The following is a 19,026-nucleotide window of genomic DNA, read 5'->3' on the forward strand; positions in this document are numbered from 1 at the left end:
TGGTTGTTGCCCACGCCCCCGCCCCCGGGCAGACCAAGGAGGTGGGGGGCCCCCCCCCGCCAGTCCACGTAGAGCGTCTTGGCCAGGAACGAGGCGGTCAGCAGACGGCCGCGGTTGTGCATCCAGCCCTCGTGCCGCAACTGGCGCATCGCCGCGTCGACCACCGGATAGCCGGTGCGGCCGTCCTTCCACGCCTCGACCTCCTCGCGCGCCGACCGCTGCGAACGCCAACGGTCGTGGCGCGGGCGGTAGTCGTCGTGGGAGGCGTCCGGCCGGGCCGCCAGCACCTGCCGGTTGAAGTCCCGCCACGCCACCTGGCGGACGAACGCCTCGGCACCGGGTCCGCCCGCGTCCCGGGACCGGGCGACGACCTCCACCGGGGAGAGCGTGCCGAAGTGCAGATGCGGGGACAGGCGCGAGGTGGCGTCACCGGCCAGGTCGTCGTGGCGGTCCTCGTACGCCGCGAGCCCACCGCGCCGCCAGGCGGTCAGCAGCCTGCGGCCCTCGTCCTCGCCGCCCGCCGCCAGCCCCGGTGAGACACCGGGGACCTTGCCGCGCGGTGTCACCTCGCCCGAGCCGACGCCGTTCGGTACGCGGACCGAACGCGGCGCGGCGATGACGTCGCGTTGCCGCTCGGCCGACCAGCGCCGGAAGTACGGGGTGAAGACGGCGAAGTGGTCCTTGGCGTCCGGCACGACCGCGCCGGGGGCGAGCGCCTCGGCCACGTCGTCGTGCACGTGCAGCGCGCACCCCCGCGACTCCAGCGCCCGCCGCAGGCGCCGTTCGCGTCGCTGCGCGTACGCGCTGACGTCGGCGGACACGTGCACCTCGGACGCGTCCGCCTCGGCGACCACCGCGCAGACCTCCTCGACCACGTCGCCGTCGCGGACGACCAGACGCCCGCCGCGGTCGCGCAGGCCCGCGTCGAGGGCGGTCAGGCAGTCGGCGAGGAAGGCCCGGCGGTTGGCGGCGGCGAAGCCCGCCCGCTCCACGTCACGGTCGTACACGAACAGCGGCACCACGGAGTCGGCCGCGCGCAGTGCGGCACGCAACGGCGGATGGTCGTGCAGCCGCAGGTCGCAGGTGAACAGGACGACCGAGACGCTCATGCGCTGCTCCTCGAAGCCACGGGGGAGCGGGAGTGGGGGTGCTCCCCGTCGCGTCGTAGTGTCCGGCATCGCACGTCACACACGGCGCAGGCGGCGCGCCCCGGGCCTGTCGGACCCCGGCGTCCGTGCCCCGCGGTCGCCCGGCGAGGGCCCTCGGCGCAGTCGTCCGACGGGGGTCATAACGCCTGCGGTCCGGCCGCCAGTTGACGCTCCAGCACGGCCAGCGCCTCCGGCCGTCCGCCGGGCGCGGCACGCCGCAGCGGGACCAGCGTGGCGGCGAGAGCGCGGGCACGGGACGGGTCCCGGATCTCCTGCCACTCGGCCTGGGCCCGGTCGACCGCGCCCAGCACCTCGGGATGCCGGCCCGTCTCGCCGCGGGCGAGGCGGGCGTTGGCGGCGGCCACCCACAACTCGCAGGCGTTCCCCGGGTCACCCGCGATCCTGGCCAGCACCGCGCGCACCTCTATCCAGTGGATCGCCTCGGGGGACCCGGACCCGAACGTCCGCCACGCCTGCTGCTCCCAGGCCGCGACGACGGCCGCCGCCTCCGTGTGCCGCCCGGCGTGAGCGGCGGCCCAGATGACGGGGTGCGGATCCGTCGGCGCGGCCTCCACGGCGGGCCGGGACGGCTGCGCGGGCAGGGCCGCGGGCGCGGTGGCCCGCACGGTGGCGCCGGACGGCACCGGTACCAGGGAGGGCGTGGGGATCGCGGCCGGCGCCTGACCGGAAGCGGTGGGCGACGCGGGATCGGACGTCGTGGGCGACACCGGAACGGGGACCGGTGCCGGTGCCAGGACGGCCGGGACCGGTGCCGTCGGCACGAACGGAACGGGCACCCGGCCCGGGCTTCCGCCGAAACGCAGCGCGCTCTCGTCCAGCCCGGCCGTGAGCGCCTGCCCGACGACGTACGCGTGCAGCTCGTCCAGCGGCGGCCGCTCACCGACCGCGCGCAGCACTTCCGCCAACGCCCGGCTGTAGAGCGGCTGCGCGACGGACTTCCTGGCGGGCGGCGGACTCACCACGCCGTACAACTCGACGTCCCGTGCCAGGAGTTCCGGCCGCTCGGTCACCATGGGCCACGCCCTGGCATCGGCGACCAGGTCGACCACCACGGCGGTGGGCCGGTCGGGGCCCCGGTCGCGGAGTTCGGCGACGAGCAGGTGCCAGGGCAACGCGCTGTAGCGCACGGTGGCGGGTGTGGTGCGGGCCAGGCCCAGGTGCGGCAGCCGCTGGCGGGAGTCGAAGAGCAGCTGACCGACGAAGTGGACCAGCAGCGGGCCGGGGGCCGCGGCGGCGGTGCGCAGGTGCGAGAGCACCGCGTGCGGGTCGAACGGATCGACCAGCTCCACGACGCCACCGCCCGCGACGCTGCCGCACAGCACCTGGGGCGGCACCGCCCCCAGCGCGGGCAGCGCCGTCGACGCGTCGATCAGCCGAGCCCGCCCCACGGGCGAGGCCGCCACCAGCAGAGCCGCTCCCGGACCCCCATTGATCCCCATACCCGCACGGTATCCGGTAACCGCCCGACCCGCCGCAACGGAGCCCGGGACCACCCCCGGCTCTTCGGCCCGAACTGGCCTCGCCCTCAAGGGTTCTGACCGGAAAGGTGCCCGCCCGCCACCCGTGGAGCACGGTGGCGGGCGGGCGCGGGGACCGCGATGTCAGGACTGCGGGTAGCCGCCCTGGGGGTAGCCCTGCTGCGGGTAGCCACCGGCCGGCGGATAGCCGTACGGCGCCGCCTCCTTGGGGTTCGGGCCGTACTGGTTGGCCCCGGCCTGGCTGTCGCTGCACACGAAGACGAGCAGGATGATGCCGCCGACCAGGGGGACCAGTGAGATGAAGAACCAGCCGCCGGACCGGCCGGTGTCGTGCAGGCGACGCCAGATCACGGCGAGGCTCGGCACGAGCACGCCCAGTTCGTACACCACGCCCAGGATGGCGATGGGCTTGGCCACCGCCAGGCCGACGCCGTACAGCACGGCCAGGATGAGGAAGTTGAACAGGGCGAAGAGCCAGTACTCCTTACGGCGTGCGCGACCACTGAAGTCGGCGTAGCTCCGCAGGGCTTGCAGATACCACTGCATGTGCGATTCCCCCAAGTGAACGGCCCGGTGCGGGCGGCTTTCCCCCGCCGCGTCGTGGCAACGGGAGGCGAACGTACGGCCTGGACGGGCCGCAGGTCAAAGCCCTGGCACGAAGGCGCCCAGAATCATGCCGACTGACCTGTTTCGTCGCGGCGGGCGGCAAGCCGGGAGTTGGGAGTCGGGCGAAGACGCGAGCACGCGAAAGAGGGAAGACAGGAAGTGGGGAATGCCGATCGGCCCTGAGGACGCCGGGGGTGGGGGGCGGGGGTTCGGTGGGGGGTTCGAACCCGATCAGCGGAGTCCGTCCGGTCACGACGACTCGACGCGAACCGCACCCGGTGTCCTCAGGGCCGTCGGCGGCTATTGGGAGAAGTCCTGCGTCATCCAGACGGTTCCGGAGCTGTCGCGCAGGACGGCGATGCCGATGTGGGTGTACGTGGAGCTGAGGATGTTGCGGCGGTGCCCGTCGTCCGGGGGCTGTTCGTTGAGCATGCCCTGGGTGAGGTTCACGGCCATCGAGGCGATCGCCTGCTGGGTGTCGTCCATCGGACCGCCCTCGCCGATGTTCTCGCCGCCCGCGCCGGACGGGACGCCCTGGGCGCGGTCGCGCTCGTAGAACGGCGGTTCGCCGGGGCACTGGTGGGACAGGCCGCAGCCGTCCGCCATCACCTGGTTGTGCGCGGCCGCGGCGCGGGACAGACCGCTCAGCAGTGTGTAGGGCGCGAGGCCCTGGGCGGCGCGTGCCTTGTTGATGAGCGCGAGGACCTGCTGCACCGCCTCGCCGTTCGCGGTGGCACCGGTGCCGCCCGATCCGGAACCACCGCCCGTCGTGGGCGAGTTGACCGGCGCGGGACGCGTGGTCGGGGTGTGCGTGGGGGCCGCCGTGGGGGTGGGGCGGTGGTGCGTGGGGGCCGGGTGCGCGGTCGGTCTGCGGGTGGCGGATATCTGCGCGGGCGGCGCGCTGGGGGCCGAGGACGCCGGTATCAGGTGCACCGCCGGATCCGGCCGGTGCGCCGCGGCGGGGTGGCCGCCGGACGAGCCGCCCATGCAGGCGAAGGCCGTGCCGCCGCCGAGTGCGGCGACCGCGGCGGCCCCGGCCAGCACGATCCGGGTACGGCGCGGGCGCCGGGCACGGTGCCGTGCGGGCTGACCGGTGGGGGAGCCGACGCGGGGATCAGAGGTCATGGCGGGGGTTACCTCAGCGAGTTCGGGGGTGTCTGAGGTGACCGAACCTAGGCCCTCCGCCGAGAACGAAAGGGATGGAACGGACAACTTTAGGTTCCGCTAAGGAAGGCCGCATGCCCTGTTTCGTTACCGACCGTAACCCGGACGGATTTGACGGTGTATCAGGTGTGTCGGGTCGCCTGTGTCAGGAGCTTCAGGTGCGTCAGGTCGTCCGGGAGCTCACCACGATGTCTCGCGCGTGGCCAGGCGCGCTTCCGGATCGATCGAGGCGGTGATCTCGGAGCGGTGGTCGGAACTGGAGAAGGTGACCTCCAGGGTGTCCGGCCCCGACTGGTCCGTGCTCGTGGTGAACCCCTGCGCGGGCACGGCCGAGATGAGACAGACCGCGTTCGATCCCATGCGCACGGTGACCTGGCCGCCCACCGACTGCACGGTGTGCACGCCCACCCCGCCGTCGCAGTCCGAGCCCTGGTAGCCCTGCGAGGGCGGCGCCGACGACGGGTGCGGGGACGGCGAACGGTGTGACGGCGAGGGGCTCGGCGGCGTCGGGTGCGACGACGGTGACACCGGCGCCGATCTGCTGGGCAGCGCCACCGCGGTGCCGATCTCCGGTGACGCCGAGGCGTCCGCGAGGGCGCTGGGCATCGCGGGTGCGGTCGGCGGCAGGGGCGAGGTGGATCCCACCACGAAGCGCACCGCGAGGAAGACCGCGGTGACGGTGAGGGCCGTACAGGACAGCCAGACCAGGAGGTAGCGCAACGACCGGGGCACGCGCCCATGATGGCCGATCCCCCGCGCCGCCCGCCGACGAGTCCCCGCACGGGCCCCACCGAATCCCACCTTGCGATCCCATTTCGGGCGGCCGGCGGCCGGGGCGGTGCCACCGAGGCCGATCCGCTACCTTGTGCGCCATGGCCAGCGTCCTTGTCGTGGAAGACGACCCGGGGATCCGCACCTCGCTCATCGAGGTGCTGACCGGTTGCGGGCACGTCGTGCGCAGCGCGGCCGACGCCTTCGGCGGGCTGCGCGAGGTGACCCAGGGCAGGCTGGACGCCGTCATCCTCGACCTCGGACTGCCCGACCTGGACGGCAGCGACGCGTTGCGGATGATCCGGGGCATCTCGCAGGTGCCGGTGCTGGTGGTGACCGCGCGCGACGACGATGCCGAGATCATCCGGCTGCTGAACGCGGGCGCCGACGACTACCTCGTCAAGCCGTTCTCCGGCGGCCAGTTGGCGGCCCGGCTCGCCGCGGTGCTGCGCAGGGTGGAGCAGGCCATGGGGTACGGGGGCGTGCCGGAGGCGGGCGGTCCGCTGCACGACGCCCCCACCGCGGGCCGCGGCCCGGTGCGCGTCGGCGACCTGCTGGTGGACCCGCTGGCCCGCACCGCCGTGCTGTCCGACCGCGAACTGAGGCTCACCCGGCGGGAGTTCGACCTGCTCGCCTACCTCGCGGCGCACGCCGGACAGGTCGTGTCGAAGCAGCGCCTGCTGACCGAGGTGTGGCGCGAGCCCTACGTCGACGACCAGACCGTGAACGTGCACCTGTCCGCGCTGCGCCGCAAACTCGGGGAGACCGCCTCCCGGCCCCGTTACCTGCTGACCGTGCGCGGCGTGGGCATCAAGCTGGTGGAGCCGCGTTGAGACGCACCCTCGCCGGGGTCGCGCTCGCCGTCACCACGATGGTGGCGCTCTCCTTCCTGATACCACTGGCGCTGCTGGTGCGTTCCGAGGCGCGCAACCAGAGCATCACCGCCGCCGAGCAACGCGCCGCCGCCGTCGCCCCCGTGCTGACCCTCACCACCGACCCGCCCCAACTGCGCGAAGCCGCTTCCGGGGTCGACCCCTCCGACCACCTCAGCATCCACCTGCCCGGCGGCCAGCTCATCGGCACCAGCCACGCGCCGCCCGCGCTGCTGGCCCGCGCCGAGCACGACAGCGAGTCCATCGCGCAGACCATCCCCACCGGATGGGACTACCTGCAACCCGTCGTGCTCGGACAGGGCCGGGTCGCGGTGGTCGAGGAGTTCGTGCCGCACTCCGACCTGACCCGGGGGGTCGCCGTCTCGTGGTGCGTGATGGCGGTGCTCGCCCTCGGCCTGGTCGTCGGCTCGGTGCTGGTCGCCGACCGGCTCGCGGCCCGCGTCGTGCGCTCCTCGCGCGGCCTGTCGCGCGCCGCGCTCGCACTGGGCCGCGGCGACCTCGACACCCGCGTCGAGCCGCTCGGCCCGCCCGAACTCCACGAAGCGGGGCTGGCGTTCAACGCCATGGCCGACCGGATGCTCGAACTGCTCGCCACCGAACGCGAACTGGTCGCCGACCTCTCCCACCGGCTGCGCACCCCGCTGACCGTGCTGCACCTCGCCGTCGAACGGATGGGCCCGACGCAGGACTCCACCCGGATCACCGCCGCGATCGACCAGTTGGAGTCCGAACTGCACTCCATCATCACGACCGCCCGCACGCCGCTCGCCGTCGGGCCGATGGGGCTCAACCTGCGCGCCCCCGCAGCCCGGCGGCGGCCGCTGCTCGGCGCCCGTGCCCCGCTGCCCGCCGACCACTGCGCCGCCGGTGAGGTGGTCGGCCGCAGGGCGGGCTTCTGGTCCGTGCTCGCCCAGCAGCAGGACCGCCCCTGCGAGGTGACCGTCACCGCCGAGGACGCGCCGGTCGAACTGCCGGAGGACGACCTGGCCGCCGTCATCGACGCGCTGGTCGGCAACGTGTTCCGCTACACCGGCCCCGGCACCGCCTTCGCCGTACGGCTGGAGCGCGCGGCGCAGTCCGTCACGCTGACCGTGGAGGACGCCGGGCCCGGCATCCCCGATCCGGACGGCGCGATGGCGCGCGGCGCGAGCGCGGCGTCCACCGGACTCGGCCTGGACATCGCCCGGCGTGCCGCCACGGCTACCCGCGGTTCCGTACACATAGGCAGCAGTGCCAGGCTTGGCGGGGCCCGGGTCGTGGTGACCTTCGGCCTCGCCGCCGCGCCCGCCTCCGGACGGGTGCCGCGCGCGCTGCGCAGGCGGCGGCGCGGGCGGCGGGTGGACGACTGAGATCATGGGCGCGGCGGGGGAGGGCCGGGCGGCGGTGGACCGCGCACCGGCCGGCGGTGAGCCGTGAAGGACGCGAAGGGGACGACGACTCGTGCAACCACCACACACCAGCGGCGACGAACCCGATCCCGCCGACAGCTGGGTCCTCGACCCGGCCACCGGTGAGTACCGCCTGCGGCTGCCGGGCGAGCGGGTGGCGGCACCGTCGAGCCCGTCCGACTTCCCGCGTTCTCCAGGCCCTTCCGGCTCCCCCGATGCGTTGGGCAGACCCCAGGGCGGGCGTTCACGACGGGCGCCGCGCGAACGGAAGGCCCGCGGCTGGGTGATCGCCGTACCGGTGGTGGTCGCGCTGGCGCTGGCCGGGACCATCGGCTACCTCACCCTCGGCGGCGGAAGCGGCTCCGACGCCAAGGGCTCCGCCGCCACACCGAGCTGTTCCGCGACCCCCGCCGCTTCCCCGGCCACCAGTGCCCCGAGCGGCATTCCGGCGGGCGCGAAGGCGCAGCCGATCGACGTCCGGGTCACGGTGCTGGACGGCAGCGGCCAGTTCGGCTCCGCGGAGACGGTGTTGACGTGGATGCAGAACACCGCGGGCTTCCTGCGGACCAGCAACGGGGGACTGACCAAGCAGACCGCGACCACCTCCGTGGTCTACGCCCCCGACCACGCCGACCAGGCCCGCACCCTCGCCGCCACCATGCACCTGCCGGCCTCCGTCTTCCACGCCACCGGCAAGGGCACCGGCCTGCGCGATCCGATGACCCTCACGCTCGGCAAGGACTTCCAGGGCGTCGGCAAGCCCCTGGCACGACCCGCCGCCCCGAGCACGCCGACGGGCTGCGCGCCGGGGGCGGGGGCCCTGGGCGGCTGAGCCCCGGCTCGCACCACCCCTGACCAGCGTCGGGCCGCGCAGCGTCGGCGCGTGCGGTCAAGGCCAGGGCGTGACGTCACGTATCCGTGGACGCCGAAGCGTGGAATCCGGATAGATGCGGGGGCCGACGGGGTAGTAAGGCATCCGGGCGTCTAAGGAGGCGCCCGGGGCCGGGCCCGGGACCGGGTCGGCTTCCTGCTTGGACGAAGGACACGAACAGCATGGCCAGTGGCACGGTGAAGTGGTTCAACGCCGAAAAGGGCTTCGGCTTCATCTCTCCCGACGACGGCGCCCCGGACGTCTTCGCGCACTACTCCAACATCAGCGCGACCGGTTTCCGCGAGCTGATCGAAGGTGAGCGGGTCACCTTCGACGTGACGCAGGGACAGAAGGGCCCGCAGGCGGAGAACATCGTCCGCAACAGCTGACCGGCCTTCGGCCTCCGGCCGCGTCCGCCTCGGCGGTGGACGCGGCCGGACCGCGTTCACGGACAGGACCGCGCCGGGGCACCGACCGGCCCCGCCACGCGGTCGGCCCCCGCCGGGCGGCCCGCGCGCTTCGCCCGTACCAGACTGGGCAGCGGACCGTGTGAGGCGAGGAGCGAACCATGAGCGCGCCGGACAGCCCGGGCGAGGGCGGCAACACCGAGTACGGCAGGAAGAGCTTCAAGCGGTCGAAGAGCCACTTCGCCGACCGGATCACCGCGGACGGCCGGGACGGCTGGCCGGTCGAGGCGGGCCGATACCGCCTGGTGGCGAGCCGGGCCTGCCCCTGGGCGAGCCGCGCGCTGGTCTCCCGACGGCTGCTCGGCCTGGAGGAGGCGATCTCGCTCGCCGTCGTCGACCCGTTGCAGGACGACCGCAGCTGGCGCTTCACCCTCGACCCGGACGGGCGCGACCCCGTGCTGGGCATCCGCTTCCTCAGCGAGGCGTACGACGCCCGCGAGAAGGACTATCCGGGCGGCGTGAGCGTTCCGGCGGTCGTGGACGTGCCCAGCGGCCGGCTGGTGACCAACGACTACCAGCGCATCACCCTGGACTTCGCGACCGAATGGACCGCGCTGCACCGGCCCGGCGCCCCCGACCTGTACCCGCAGGAGCTGCGCGACGAGATCGACGAGGTCATGGAGGGCGTCTACCGGGACGTCAACAACGGCGTCTACCGTGCCGGTTTCGCCATGAGCCAGGAGGAGTACGAGGGTGCCTACCGCGACGTCTTCCGCCGTCTCGACTGGCTCTCCGAGCGGCTGGCGGACCGCCGCTACCTGGTCGGCCGCTCCCTCACCGAGGCGGACATCAGGCTGTTCACCACGCTGGTGCGCTTCGACGCCGTCTACCACGGCCACTTCAAGTGCAACCGCTCCAAGCTCGCCGAGGACCCCGTGCTGTGGGGCTACGTCCGCGACCTCTACCAGACGCCGGGCTTCGGCGACACGGTCGACTTCGACCACATCAAGCGGCACTACTACATGGTGCACACCGGCATCAACCCGCGCCGGATCGTGCCGGTCGGGCCCGACCTGACCGGCTGGCTGACGCCGCACGCCCGTGAGGCGCTGGGCGGCAGGCCGTTCGGCGACGGCACGCCGCCGGGGCCACCGCCGGTCGCCGAGCGGGTGCCCGAATCCGGCAGGCCGCCCGGCGTGGCGGCCGCCTGACCCGCCCGACCCGATCCGCCCGATCCGGGCGACGCACCCGGCCGGCGAACGCCTCAGGAAGCGCTGACGCGCGCCTGGAGGTGGATCATGCCCGCCACCCCGAACTGCACGGCCAGCGGCAGGGTGTGCGCCGAGGTGACGCCCTGGACGCCGTTCAGCAGGATCTGCGGGCCGCCCGGGGCGCCGAAGTCGAGGGTGGTGCCGTTCTCCACCAGGATCCCGGCGGTGGAGATCGACCCGTTGCCGTGCTTCCCGCCGACCAGGGTGCCGCGCCCGCCGTCGGGGACGCCGACCATGGCCAGGTGCTCCGGCACGCCGTCGAGGTTGCGCACCTTCAGGGTCAGCCGGCCGTCGCCCTTGCCGTCGAGGTGGGCCACCGCGTCGGTGATCGCCAGGTCGGCGCCGTTCTCCTGGACGGTCATCCGGCCCGGGGTGGAGGCACCCTCGGTCGCCTGACCGGTGGGAACGGTCGACCCGGCGGTGTCGGGCTCACTGCGCGAGCAGCCCGCCGCGAGGGGCACCAGGGCGGCGACCACCACGGCCACGACAGCGGTTCGGGCGCGTACGCCATTCGCGTTCATCGTTGCATTATGCGAACCACGCCCGAGGCGCTCCGACCCGGGTCCCCCGCGACACGCCGCGTCCGTCCCTGACGGACGCCCGTCACGCCGGCCGCGGGTCGGCCAGATGGTCCTCCAACGGGCCCACCCGCCACCCGAGTTCGCGGCAGCGGTCGACCAGGAGCGGCAGCGCCTCAAGGGTGACGCGCCAGGAGCCGGGGGCCGAGGCGTGGTCGGTGTCGTGCAACAGCACGGTCCCGCCGCCGCGCAACTCGCCCAGCACCGTGCGCAGCACGCTCGCGGGTGTCGCCCCCGCCTCCCAGTCGCGGCCCCACGCCGACCACAGCACGGGCCGCAGACCCGCGAGCCGCGACGCCGTCCACAGACCCCCGGTGAGGATGCCGTAGGGCGGCCGGTACCAGCGCGGCTCGGTGCCGCAGACCTCCCGCACGGTCTCCACGGCCCGGCGCACCTCCTGCCGGTCCCGCGACGGCGCCGGGCGCCACGGCCGCCGGTGCTCCCAGCCGTGCACCGCCACCTCGTGCCCCGCGGCCACCAGCGTCCGCCCGATCTGCGGGGCCCGCGCCAGCGCCGAACCCAGCAGGAAGAACGTCGCCCGCACCCCCAACCGGTCCAGCGCGTCGAGGAAACGCGGCGTGCTGTCCGGGTCCGGCCCGTCGTCGAAGGTCAGCGCGACATGGCCGGGGTCGCCCACGCCGTGCAGCGCGGGCCACAGGGCGCGCCGCACCGGCGGCAGCCAGGTGGCCGCGGGCAGCACGTGCCAGGCCGCCACGCCCAGCGCGGTGAGCGCGGCGGGGGCGGCGACGGTGCCGGACGGGAGGCCGCGGGCCCCGGCCGGGGGAGGGAGATCCACGTCACCAGTGTGGCGCGGCCGGGCGCCGGTCCGCTGGCCGTCGCGGGCGGCAGGCACCAGCATGGGGACAGTCACGCGCCGGTCCGGGACGCCCTCACGCCTCCCGGACCGCGGTGGCGACGCGGCGTCAGACCTCGGGCGGCAGGGCGGTGAGCAGGTGGAACGCAGGTTCGTCATCCTCAGCGCGGGGATGGGCTCCGGACACGACGCGGTCGCCGCCGAACTCGCCCGGCGGCTGACGCGGCAGGGCCATTCGGTGGAGACCGCGGACGTCCTGCGGATGCTCCCGTTCGGCCTCGGCACCGGACTGCGGTGCTTCTACGCGGGCATGGTCGGCCACGCGCCGCTGGTCTACGACGCGATCTACCGCGGCTTCTTCGTACCGCGCGGACGGCTGCGCGGCGGCACCGGCCCGGTCGCGGCGCCCGCCGCCCTCGCGCTCGGCCGGGCACTGCGGGACCGGCCCCCGGCCACCGTGATCTCCACCTTCCACCTGGCCGCGCAGGTCGCCGGACGGCTGCGCGAGCGCGGGGTGCTGCGGGCGCCGAGCGTCGTGCTGATCACCGACTTCGCCGTGCACCGGCAGTGGCTCCACCCCGGCAACGACGTCCACCTGTGCCCCACCCGCGAAGCCGCCGACGAGGTCGCGCGGCGGGGCGGGCGGCGCCCCGTCCAGGTCGGTCCCGTGGTCCCTCCCGCCTTCCTCGCGCCCCCGGACGCGGTGGCGGCGGACGGGTACGAACGGCGGTTCGCGCGGGCGGCGCCGGACCGCGTGCCGGTGGTGGTCTCCAGCGGCGCGTGGGGCGTGGGGTCACGGCTGGAGCGCACCGCGGCCCTGCTCGCCGCCGCGGGCTACCTGCCGGTCGTGCTGTGCGGGCGCAACGAACGGCTGCGGCGACGGATGAACGCGGTCCGGGGCGTGCTGGGGCTCGGCTGGGTGACCGACATGCCCGCGCTGCTGGGCGCGGTGCGGGCCGTCGTGGAGAACGCGGCCGGGCAGACCGCGGCGCAGGCGCTGGCGGCCGGGGTGCCGGTGGTGAGCTACCGGCCCATCCCCGGCCACGGCGCGGACGGCGCCCGGCGGATGGCCGAGGCGGGTCTGACCTCGTACGCGCGCGACGAGTGGGAACTGCTGCGCGAACTGGACGTGCTGACCGCGGACAGCCGGAAGCGGGAGCGGCGGGTGGCGGCGGGCCGCGAGGTGTTCGTCGCCGACGCGGCGCGGGTGGCGGCGGACGCGGAGCGGCTGGTCACGGAGGATCCGCAGGGGCCGGCCGCCGACTGACGCGTTCCGCCCCTCTCCCACTCAGCCGAAGCGTTCCGCCAGCCTGCGGAAGACGACCGGCGCGGCCCCGTGCAGCCGGGCGGGGAGCCGCAGCCAGCCGGGGACGAAGACCTCGTCGCGCGGGCGCAGCAGGGCCCGGTGGACCTGCTCGGCCACTCGTTCCGGAGGAACCGTGCGCGGATGGCGCCGGGTGTACGGCGCGCCGCGCCGGGCGAAGAACGGCGTGTCCACCGCGCCCGGCACCAGCACGGAGACCCGGACCCCGGTGTCCCGCAGCTCGTAGCGCAGCCCGTCGGCGAAGGAGCACAACGCGGCCTTGGTCGCCGAGTACACCGCCTCCCCGCCCACCCCGACCGCCCCCGCGATCGAGGCGACCAGCACCACGTGGCCCGCGTTCCGCCGCAGCATGCCGGGCAGCAGCGACCGCACCATGTGCAGCGGCGCCGCCAGGTTCACCGCGAGCAGGCGGTCGACCGCGTCGGGCGGCATCTGGGCGAAGGGGCCGCACCAGCCGACGCCCGCGGAGGCGACCAGCACGTCCAGCCGCCCGAGGTGCCGTTCCGCGCGCTCCGCCAGCTCGCGGGCGCCCTCCAGCGTGGTCAGGTCGCCGGGCATCGCCAGGCCGCCGGTCGCCGCGGCGACCGCCGAGAGCCGTTGCGCGTCCCGGCCGTTGAGCAGCAGCTCGCACGCTCCGGCCGCCGCCAGCCGCCGGGCCACCGCCGCCCCGATGCCGGACGAGGCGCCGGTCACCAGCACGGCGGGCGGTGGCGTGCCGCCCGGAGTGCGGCGCGGGGGCCTCTCGGGGAGCGGACGGGCCGCCGCGTGCGGTCCCGCCGCGGCGGCGGACACGGTGCCGCCCGTCGGCAGATGGTGGGTCATCGGCTCTCCTCAGTCCCGCACCGGACACTCCGCGCACCGGATCCGGGCGGCGGACCGCCGCGAGGCGATCGGCCGGGCTCGGCGCGCGGACGGTCACCACGCTAGGCAAGAACGGACGTTCTCGCCGGGTGGGAGCCGAGCGGGAGCCGGGGCCGGAGCACGGCGCAGGCCGTAGGGGAGCCGGACCCGAGCACGGCGGGGCGCGTCCGGGAGCCCGGGACGAGGACCGCCAGGGCGCGCTCGGGTCCGCCGAGTCGCGTGGATCGCCGCCGGTGGAAATACTGCGAAGACGGGCGCGGCCCGGACGGGTGAGCACGGCGGCCCGTCCGCGAGGGCCCGCCCCCGGCACAGCGCGGCGCACACCGATGCGCCGCCCGGCCGGTCCCGAAGGGATGCCGAGGGAGACCACCCGCGTGCTCACCTACGCCCTGGCCCTGCTCGCCGCGTGCGCCAACGCCGCTGCGTCGGTGCTCCAGCGCAAGGCGAACCGGGGCCTGGGGGAGCACGGCAGCCTGAGCGTCGCCCGGGTCGCCCCCCTCCTGCGCGACCCGGTGTGGATCAGCGGCTTCCTCGCCGTCATCGCCGGGTTCGTCCTGCAGGCCGCCGCCCTGACCGTGGGCGCGCTCGCCGTCGTCGAACCGGTCCTGGTCTTCGAACTGCCGCTCGCCTTGCTGCTGGCCTCCCGGGTCTTCCACGGACGGCTGCACCGCAGGGAGTGGGCCTGCGTCCTCGGGATGACGGCCGGACTCGCGGTGATGCTCTACTTCCTCGCCCCGGGCGGCGGTGACGCCAATCGGGTGAGCCCGTACGTGTGGCTCACCGCCGTGCTGCTCACCCTCGCCGTGGCGGGCGGCACCGTCGCCTGGGGCCGTCGCGCCGAGTCCTCGGGGGACGACCCCGCCTCCGGCAGCCGGGCCGCCGCGGCCTTCGGAGTCGCCGCCGGATCGCTCTTCGGCCTCGCGGCGGCCCTGATGAAGGGCGCGATGAGCCGGTACGCGGACGGATTCACGGCGATCCTGACCGCCTGGCAGCTGTACGCCATGGCGGTGACCGGGCTGGTGGCGATGTTCCTGCTCCAGTCCGCCATGCACGCCGGGCGCCTGCTGGCCGCGCAGCCGGGACTGACCCTCTCCGACCCGCTGCTGTCGGTGCTGTGGGGCGTACTGGTCTTCGGCGAGGACGTACGCGGGGGGTGGGACACCGCCTTCGCCCTGCTGGGTGCCGCCCTCATCGTCGCCTCGGTACTGGTGCTGGCCCGCTCGCCGCTGCTCACCGTGGAGACCGACGAGACGGCTCCTCGCGCCCGCGCCGAGGACGCGACCGCGCGACGGCCCTGAGTGCGACGCGGTGGCGGCGGACGCCGCGCCGGAACCGCTGTTGCGATCCTGTGACGGCGGCTGGACAGTCCGGGAACGGCGCGCTGTCACGCTCGTTCCACACATCACAGCTGTCCGTTCCTGGGGGGAACCACACGATGTCCGCTCGCACCCGTATCCGCACCACCGCGGTCGCCATCGCGGTCGCCGCCGCCGTCACCGGTGGCGTCCTGCTCGGCACCGGCTCCGCCGAGGCCAAGGACGCCTCGGGCACCACCGCCGCCTCACACGGCACCCTGACCGTCAGCAACGGCACCAAGGACGTTCTGATCGGCGGCAAGTGGGTGGACTTCGGGGTGGTCGTCAGGGACCTGTCCTGGTCGCCCGACGGTTCCAAGGCCGCGTTCGTGGACGGCTCCGGCAACCTCGTCGTCACCGGCCCGACCGGCGCCGGCCGTGTCGTCGTCGCGGTGAACCCGGGCGGCCAGACCTGGTCGCACCCCACCTGGCAGGTCTCGCCCGCGGTGCCCGGCGACGGCCTGGCCGCGAAGGACAACCTCATCTTCACCGCGTCCGTCAAGGGCGTGAACAGGCTGGAGACGGTGACCGCCACCGCGCACCACGGCACGCCCGAGATGCTGTCGCTGAACTCCGAGTTCGGGGAGAAGGCGCTGCCGCAGACCGGCAACCAGTGGCCGAGCGCGGCGGGCACCGCCGGGACCTCCGTCTACGCCAACAGCACCACCGGCGACGTCTACGTGCGCGACGACAACCTGCGGCAGATGGGCGCGGTACTGACCGCGGGCTCCGAGCCCGCGCTGTCCCCGAACGGCGACGACGTGGTGTTCGTACGGTCCGTCGCGGGCCACGACCACATCTTCAGCGAGGACCTGGACCACTCCGCCGTCAAGGACCTCACCCCGCGCGACACCACCGTCGACTACACCGAGCCCGCCTGGTCCCCGGACGGCACGACCCTCGCGGTGCGCACGCCGAGCGGCACGGTGACGATGCCGGCCAACGGCTCCGGCAGCCCCGCGAAGGCCACTTCGGTGACCGGACTGGCGGCCTACCGGGGCTGAGTCCGCGGATCCGAGGCGGGCCGGACCCGTCCGGGCGGCGCGATCACCGCGCCTGCCGGGCGAGTTCGGCCCGCAGCTCGTCCAGGTGGATGTCGGAGGTGTCGTGCGGCAGGAACTCCACCACCTGAAGGAAGCGGAACAGCACCTGGTCGGCGGTGACCGCGTACTCGTACTCGGCGAATCCCACGACCGCGCCCTCCGTACCGCGTGCGGCACCCCGCACGACGTGGGCGGTCAGCTCGTCGGCCCGCTCGGCGGACGTGGTGCGCCGAGCGTTGGGACGGGCGAGGTAGGGACACACCATCGAGGCGTACAGCATGCAGGCGCGGTGGCCCGGCCCCTCCGAGGTCGGCGCGAGGTTCCGGTACGGCCGTCCCACGTCTAGCGCCTCGGCGATCGCGGCGCTCTCCGAGGCGCCCACCACCCGCCACACCGGCCCCTCCGCCATCGGACGGTCGCACACCGAGCACCGCCGCTCCCGCGCGCAGACCGCGCTGCGCTCGAAGTCGGTGAGCGCGAACTGCGGTTCGCCCTCTTCCCACGGCGTGATCGCGGGAACCGGATACCCACGACCGTCCCGGGGCCGCTCACCGACAGCAGGAGGCATGGGCACACTGACAGCAGGAGGCATGGGCACACTCTGAAATCGCACCGCCCATCCCTATCAGCCCCACCCCACGAAACGGAAGCCGTCCACCGGCGGGCCAGGGGTCAGGGGTACCGGACGTAGCGGACCTCCTCCAGCGGGATCCCGTCGTAGTCGTCACTGGTGACCGCGCCGTCCGCGGTGTACCCCGCGTGTTCGTAGAAGCGCCGTGCCCGGGTGTTGTCCTTCAGGACCCACAACCAGGTTGTGCTGAAGCCGAGTTCGGCGGCGCGCAGGTGGGCGGCGTCCGTCAGGGCGCGGCCGACGCCGGTGCCGATCAGTTCCGGCCGTACGTAGAGCGCGTAGATCTCACCGCTCCGTTGCGGCGGCGGGCCGTCGCCCCGGTACGGCCCCAGGCAGACCCAGCCGGACACCCGACCGCTCTCGTCCACCGCCACCAGGTCGCTCACCCGCCCGCGCGGGCGGCCGAACCAGGAACGCCGCTGCCGCGCGTCCTGTTCGGCCGACATGGCATCCAGATAGGAGCGCGGCACGATCTCCGCGTAGGCGGACCGCCAGCCCGCCACGCGGATCGTGCTCACGGCGGGGATGTCCGCCTCCGTCATCTCGCGCACCGACACCATCCCGGCACCGTAGCCGAAGGCACACCGCCCGTGCGGTGGATTTCCTGCGAACGCCGCGGTCGGGACAGGCAGGGGGCGTCCGCCCCGTCAGGCCGTGTTGCGGTTGGTCAGTGGGGTGTTGGGGTCTGTGGTGAGGGCTATGGCCAGGGCCGTGATGGCGCCTATGCGGCGGTCGGTCAGGGAGTAGACGTGGTGGCGGCCCTGGCGGCTGGAGCGGACTATGCCGGCCAGCTTCAGTTTGGCCAGGTGCTGGCTGACGGCGGGCAGCGCGGCGTCCACCCGGTCGGCGATGCGGGAGACGTCACTGTCCGCCTCCAGCAGGGTGTGCACGATGTGCAGCCGTACCGGCGAGGCGAGGAGCCCGAAGGCCTCCGCCGCCTGTTGCAGCGTGGTGTCGGTCAGCCCCTCGGCTCTGTCATCCGGCATCGTCCCCGTCCCCCCTTCGCCACCGTCGCCCGGTCCTCGACGTCCGCCTCACGGCGCCGAGTTGGGGACGTCGGGGCTGGCCGCGTAGGCCTCGCTCGGTGTCATCGGGACGCCGTTGACCTCGACCGTCTTGAACGTGCTGACCTGGGCGCACGAGGAGGAGCCCGCGTTCTGCGCGTTGGCGCCCTGCACGGCGGCCTTGGTGTCGGCGGGGGCGGGCTTTCCTCCGCCTGCGCCGGCGGGGTAGGTGGTGCCGCTGCTCCAGTCGGAGCCGATCAGCACGGTCACCCCGGACACACCGCTGTCCTGGTGCAGGGCGCTGCTCGGGATGCGCAGCGCGCTCGCCACGGCTTGGGCCTCGGCCTGTTTGCCGGCCGGGTATCGCACGGTGGTGGTGGAGGTGGGTGCGGGGGCGTTGGCGGAGCCGGTCTGGGGGCTGAAGCCGTCGCCCACCAGCGCGGTGGCGATGTCGGAGGCGCGGCCGGTGATGCCGCCGCCGTTCTCCACCGTGACGGCGATCTGCGCGTCGGGCACGGCGGGCGTGGTGGAGGGCGCGGACGAGGCGGTGGCTCCCGCGGCGGCCGACTTGCCACCGCTGCCCGTGGTGAGCGACTGGTCGTTGGCGATGGTGTTCAGCAGGTTCTGCGCGGAGGGGGCCACGATGACGCGGTCCTGGTTGTTGGGATCCGGCTCGGTCTGCATGGTGGTGAAGGTGATGCGGTCGGAGGGGACTTTGTTGAGGTCGTCGGCGAAGCCGAGGAGTTTGGTGATGCTGTCCAGGCCGGTGTCGACGGTCAGTGCTTTGGTGGCGGCGTTGGCGAGGCCGTACAGGTCGGACGGGTTGGTCAGGGTGCCCGCGCTCTTGAGGGTGCGGACCATGGAGGAGAGGAAGATGTGCTGGGCGACCGTGCGGCCCAGGTCGCTGCCGGTGCCGAAGCCGTGCCGGGAGCGCAGGAACTCCAGGGCGGAGACGCCCTTGAGGGTGTGGGTGCCCTTCGCCAGCTTCAGGTGCGAGTAGGTGTCGTAGACGTTGCTGTCGACGCAGACCGGCACACCGCCGATGGCGTCGGACATGTTCACCACGCCGCCGAAGTCGACCATCATGAAGTGGTCGATGGGTATCCCGGTGAGCTGGTGAACCGCGGCGACCTGGCACGAAGGGCCGTGCTCCAGCGCGCTGTTGATCATTCCGGTCTGCGCCGGGACCTGCTGGCCGGTCTTGGAGTCGGTGCAGGAGGGCAGTTGGGTGACGGTGTCGCGCGGCACGCTCATCACGGTGGCGTTGGAGCGGTCGGCCGACACGTGCAGGACCATTTCGACGTCGGCGTTGGCACCGCCGTCGTTGCAGTCCCCGCCGAGCTTGCAGTCGGCCGCGGTGTCCCGCGCGTCCGAGCCGATCACCAGCACGTTGATGGG

The 19,026-nt window shown here is 74.1% G+C and carries 20 protein-coding genes; 8 read left to right on the forward strand and 12 right to left on the reverse strand.

The window, feature by feature from the left end; genetic code table 11:
* From K7472_RS31710 to K7472_RS33105, 5 genes are all read right to left on the reverse strand, one after another.
* A partial coding sequence (locus tag K7472_RS31710; protein WP_222982640.1) for a deoxyribodipyrimidine photo-lyase occupies positions 1-1,109 on the reverse strand: 1,109 nt, incomplete at its 3' end.
* 176 nt (positions 1,110-1,285) lie between these two features.
* Positions 1,286-2,608: a hypothetical protein gene (locus K7472_RS31715; RefSeq protein WP_222982641.1), complete on the reverse strand. Its 1,323-nt coding sequence runs from the start codon at positions 2,606-2,608 to the stop codon at positions 1,286-1,288.
* A 162-nt stretch (positions 2,609-2,770) separates the two neighbouring features.
* The gene (locus K7472_RS31720) at positions 2,771-3,193 is read right to left on the reverse strand and encodes a DUF805 domain-containing protein (RefSeq protein WP_222982644.1); all 423 of its coding nucleotides are present in this window, start codon (positions 3,191-3,193) and stop codon (positions 2,771-2,773) included.
* Between the two features lie 360 nt (positions 3,194-3,553).
* Positions 3,554-4,378: a CAP domain-containing protein gene (locus K7472_RS31725; protein ID WP_222982645.1), complete on the reverse strand. Its 825-nt coding sequence runs from the start codon at positions 4,376-4,378 to the stop codon at positions 3,554-3,556.
* A gap of 219 nt (positions 4,379-4,597) precedes the next feature.
* Positions 4,598-5,149, reverse strand: a complete 552-nt coding sequence (locus tag K7472_RS33105; protein WP_252396577.1) for a hypothetical protein — start codon at positions 5,147-5,149, stop codon at positions 4,598-4,600.
* Positions 5,150-5,289: 140 nt separating this feature from the next.
* On the opposite strand from K7472_RS33105, the gene K7472_RS31735 reads away from it, so the two are divergent.
* The 5 genes from K7472_RS31735 to K7472_RS31755 all read left to right on the forward strand — a co-directional run bounded on the left by K7472_RS31735 (position 5,290) and on the right by K7472_RS31755 (position 9,958).
* Entirely contained in the window at positions 5,290-6,021 is a 732-nt protein-coding gene (locus tag K7472_RS31735; protein ID WP_222982647.1) for a response regulator transcription factor, read from the forward strand.
* Positions 6,018-7,430, forward strand: a complete 1,413-nt coding sequence (locus K7472_RS31740) for a HAMP domain-containing sensor histidine kinase (RefSeq protein ID WP_222982649.1) — start codon at positions 6,018-6,020, stop codon at positions 7,428-7,430. The genes K7472_RS31735 and K7472_RS31740 overlap by 4 nt, the downstream gene beginning before the upstream one ends.
* Before the next feature lie 91 nt (positions 7,431-7,521).
* Positions 7,522-8,301, forward strand: coding sequence for a LytR C-terminal domain-containing protein (locus K7472_RS33310; protein WP_222982650.1), 780 nt, complete (start codon positions 7,522-7,524; stop codon positions 8,299-8,301).
* A gap of 221 nt (positions 8,302-8,522) precedes the next feature.
* Positions 8,523-8,729, forward strand: a complete 207-nt coding sequence (locus tag K7472_RS31750) for a cold-shock protein (protein WP_222982651.1) — start codon at positions 8,523-8,525, stop codon at positions 8,727-8,729.
* A gap of 179 nt (positions 8,730-8,908) precedes the next feature.
* Positions 8,909-9,958, forward strand: coding sequence for a glutathione S-transferase family protein (locus K7472_RS31755; RefSeq protein WP_222982652.1), 1,050 nt, complete (start codon positions 8,909-8,911; stop codon positions 9,956-9,958).
* Positions 9,959-10,011: 53 nt separating this feature from the next.
* Here K7472_RS31755 and K7472_RS31760 read toward each other — a convergent pair whose 3' ends face one another.
* Positions 10,012-10,539: a hypothetical protein gene (locus K7472_RS31760; protein WP_222982653.1), complete on the reverse strand. Its 528-nt coding sequence runs from the start codon at positions 10,537-10,539 to the stop codon at positions 10,012-10,014.
* Positions 10,540-10,621: 82 nt separating this feature from the next.
* Complete coding sequence (locus K7472_RS31765) at positions 10,622-11,392, reverse strand: polysaccharide deacetylase family protein (RefSeq protein WP_372458154.1); 771 nt, start codon at positions 11,390-11,392, stop codon at positions 10,622-10,624.
* Between the two features lie 157 nt (positions 11,393-11,549).
* Here K7472_RS31765 and K7472_RS33315 point away from each other — a divergent pair, with 157 nt between their 5' ends.
* Positions 11,550-12,677, forward strand: a complete 1,128-nt coding sequence (locus K7472_RS33315; protein WP_308014178.1) for an MGDG synthase family glycosyltransferase — start codon at positions 11,550-11,552, stop codon at positions 12,675-12,677.
* 21 nt (positions 12,678-12,698) lie between these two features.
* Here the strand turns inward: K7472_RS33315 and K7472_RS31775 are convergent, their stop codons facing one another.
* Positions 12,699-13,556 carry an SDR family NAD(P)-dependent oxidoreductase gene (locus K7472_RS31775; RefSeq protein ID WP_222982654.1) on the reverse strand — a complete coding sequence of 286 codons (858 nt, stop codon included), beginning with the start codon at positions 13,554-13,556 and terminating at the stop codon, positions 12,699-12,701.
* A gap of 413 nt (positions 13,557-13,969) precedes the next feature.
* On the opposite strand from K7472_RS31775, the gene K7472_RS31780 reads away from it, so the two are divergent.
* Both K7472_RS31780 and K7472_RS31785 read left to right on the forward strand, forming a co-directional pair.
* Positions 13,970-14,893, forward strand: a complete 924-nt coding sequence (locus tag K7472_RS31780) for a DMT family transporter (protein WP_222982655.1) — start codon at positions 13,970-13,972, stop codon at positions 14,891-14,893.
* 137 nt (positions 14,894-15,030) lie between these two features.
* Positions 15,031-15,954, forward strand: coding sequence for a TolB family protein (locus K7472_RS31785; protein WP_222982656.1), 924 nt, complete (start codon positions 15,031-15,033; stop codon positions 15,952-15,954).
* A gap of 43 nt (positions 15,955-15,997) precedes the next feature.
* On the opposite strand, the gene K7472_RS31790 is transcribed toward K7472_RS31785, so the two are convergent.
* From K7472_RS31790 to K7472_RS31805, 4 genes are all read right to left on the reverse strand, one after another.
* Positions 15,998-16,561 carry a hypothetical protein gene (locus tag K7472_RS31790; protein ID WP_222982657.1) on the reverse strand — a complete coding sequence of 188 codons (564 nt, stop codon included), beginning with the start codon at positions 16,559-16,561 and terminating at the stop codon, positions 15,998-16,000.
* Between the two features lie 104 nt (positions 16,562-16,665).
* Complete coding sequence (locus K7472_RS31795; protein WP_222982658.1) at positions 16,666-17,184, reverse strand: GNAT family N-acetyltransferase; 519 nt, start codon at positions 17,182-17,184, stop codon at positions 16,666-16,668.
* An 87-nt stretch (positions 17,185-17,271) separates the two neighbouring features.
* Positions 17,272-17,610, reverse strand: coding sequence for an ArsR/SmtB family transcription factor (locus tag K7472_RS31800; protein ID WP_222982659.1), 339 nt, complete (start codon positions 17,608-17,610; stop codon positions 17,272-17,274).
* 48 nt (positions 17,611-17,658) lie between these two features.
* On the reverse strand, positions 17,659-19,026 hold a 1,368-nt coding region (locus tag K7472_RS31805), incomplete at its 5' end, for an LCP family protein (protein ID WP_252396578.1).

The sequence above is a fragment of the Streptantibioticus parmotrematis genome, from assembly GCF_019890615.1.
Classification (GTDB): Bacteria; Actinomycetota; Actinomycetes; order Streptomycetales; family Streptomycetaceae; genus Streptantibioticus_D; species Streptantibioticus_D parmotrematis.

Excerpts from the sequence above, each read along its gene's own strand:
- K7472_RS31715 (WP_222982641.1), bottom strand. The coding sequence starts at position 2,608 with ATGGGGATCAATGGGGGTCCGGGAGCGGCTCTGCTGGTGGCGGCCTCG.
- K7472_RS31720 (WP_222982644.1), bottom strand. The coding sequence starts at position 3,193 with ATGCAGTGGTATCTGCAAGCCCTGCGGAGCTACGCCGACTTCAGTGGT.
- K7472_RS31725 (WP_222982645.1), bottom strand. The coding sequence starts at position 4,378 with ATGACCTCTGATCCCCGCGTCGGCTCCCCCACCGGTCAGCCCGCACGG.
- K7472_RS31735 (WP_222982647.1), top strand. The coding sequence starts at position 5,290 with ATGGCCAGCGTCCTTGTCGTGGAAGACGACCCGGGGATCCGCACCTCG.
- K7472_RS31750 (WP_222982651.1), top strand. The coding sequence starts at position 8,523 with ATGGCCAGTGGCACGGTGAAGTGGTTCAACGCCGAAAAGGGCTTCGGC.
- K7472_RS31755 (WP_222982652.1), top strand. The coding sequence starts at position 8,909 with ATGAGCGCGCCGGACAGCCCGGGCGAGGGCGGCAACACCGAGTACGGC.
- K7472_RS31760 (WP_222982653.1), bottom strand. The coding sequence starts at position 10,539 with ATGAACGCGAATGGCGTACGCGCCCGAACCGCTGTCGTGGCCGTGGTG.
- K7472_RS31775 (WP_222982654.1), bottom strand. The coding sequence starts at position 13,556 with ATGACCCACCATCTGCCGACGGGCGGCACCGTGTCCGCCGCCGCGGCG.
- K7472_RS31785 (WP_222982656.1), top strand. The coding sequence starts at position 15,031 with ATGTCCGCTCGCACCCGTATCCGCACCACCGCGGTCGCCATCGCGGTC.
- K7472_RS31790 (WP_222982657.1), bottom strand. The coding sequence starts at position 16,561 with ATGCCTCCTGCTGTCGGTGAGCGGCCCCGGGACGGTCGTGGGTATCCG.
- K7472_RS31795 (WP_222982658.1), bottom strand. The coding sequence starts at position 17,184 with ATGGTGTCGGTGCGCGAGATGACGGAGGCGGACATCCCCGCCGTGAGC.
- K7472_RS31800 (WP_222982659.1), bottom strand. The coding sequence starts at position 17,610 with ATGCCGGATGACAGAGCCGAGGGGCTGACCGACACCACGCTGCAACAG.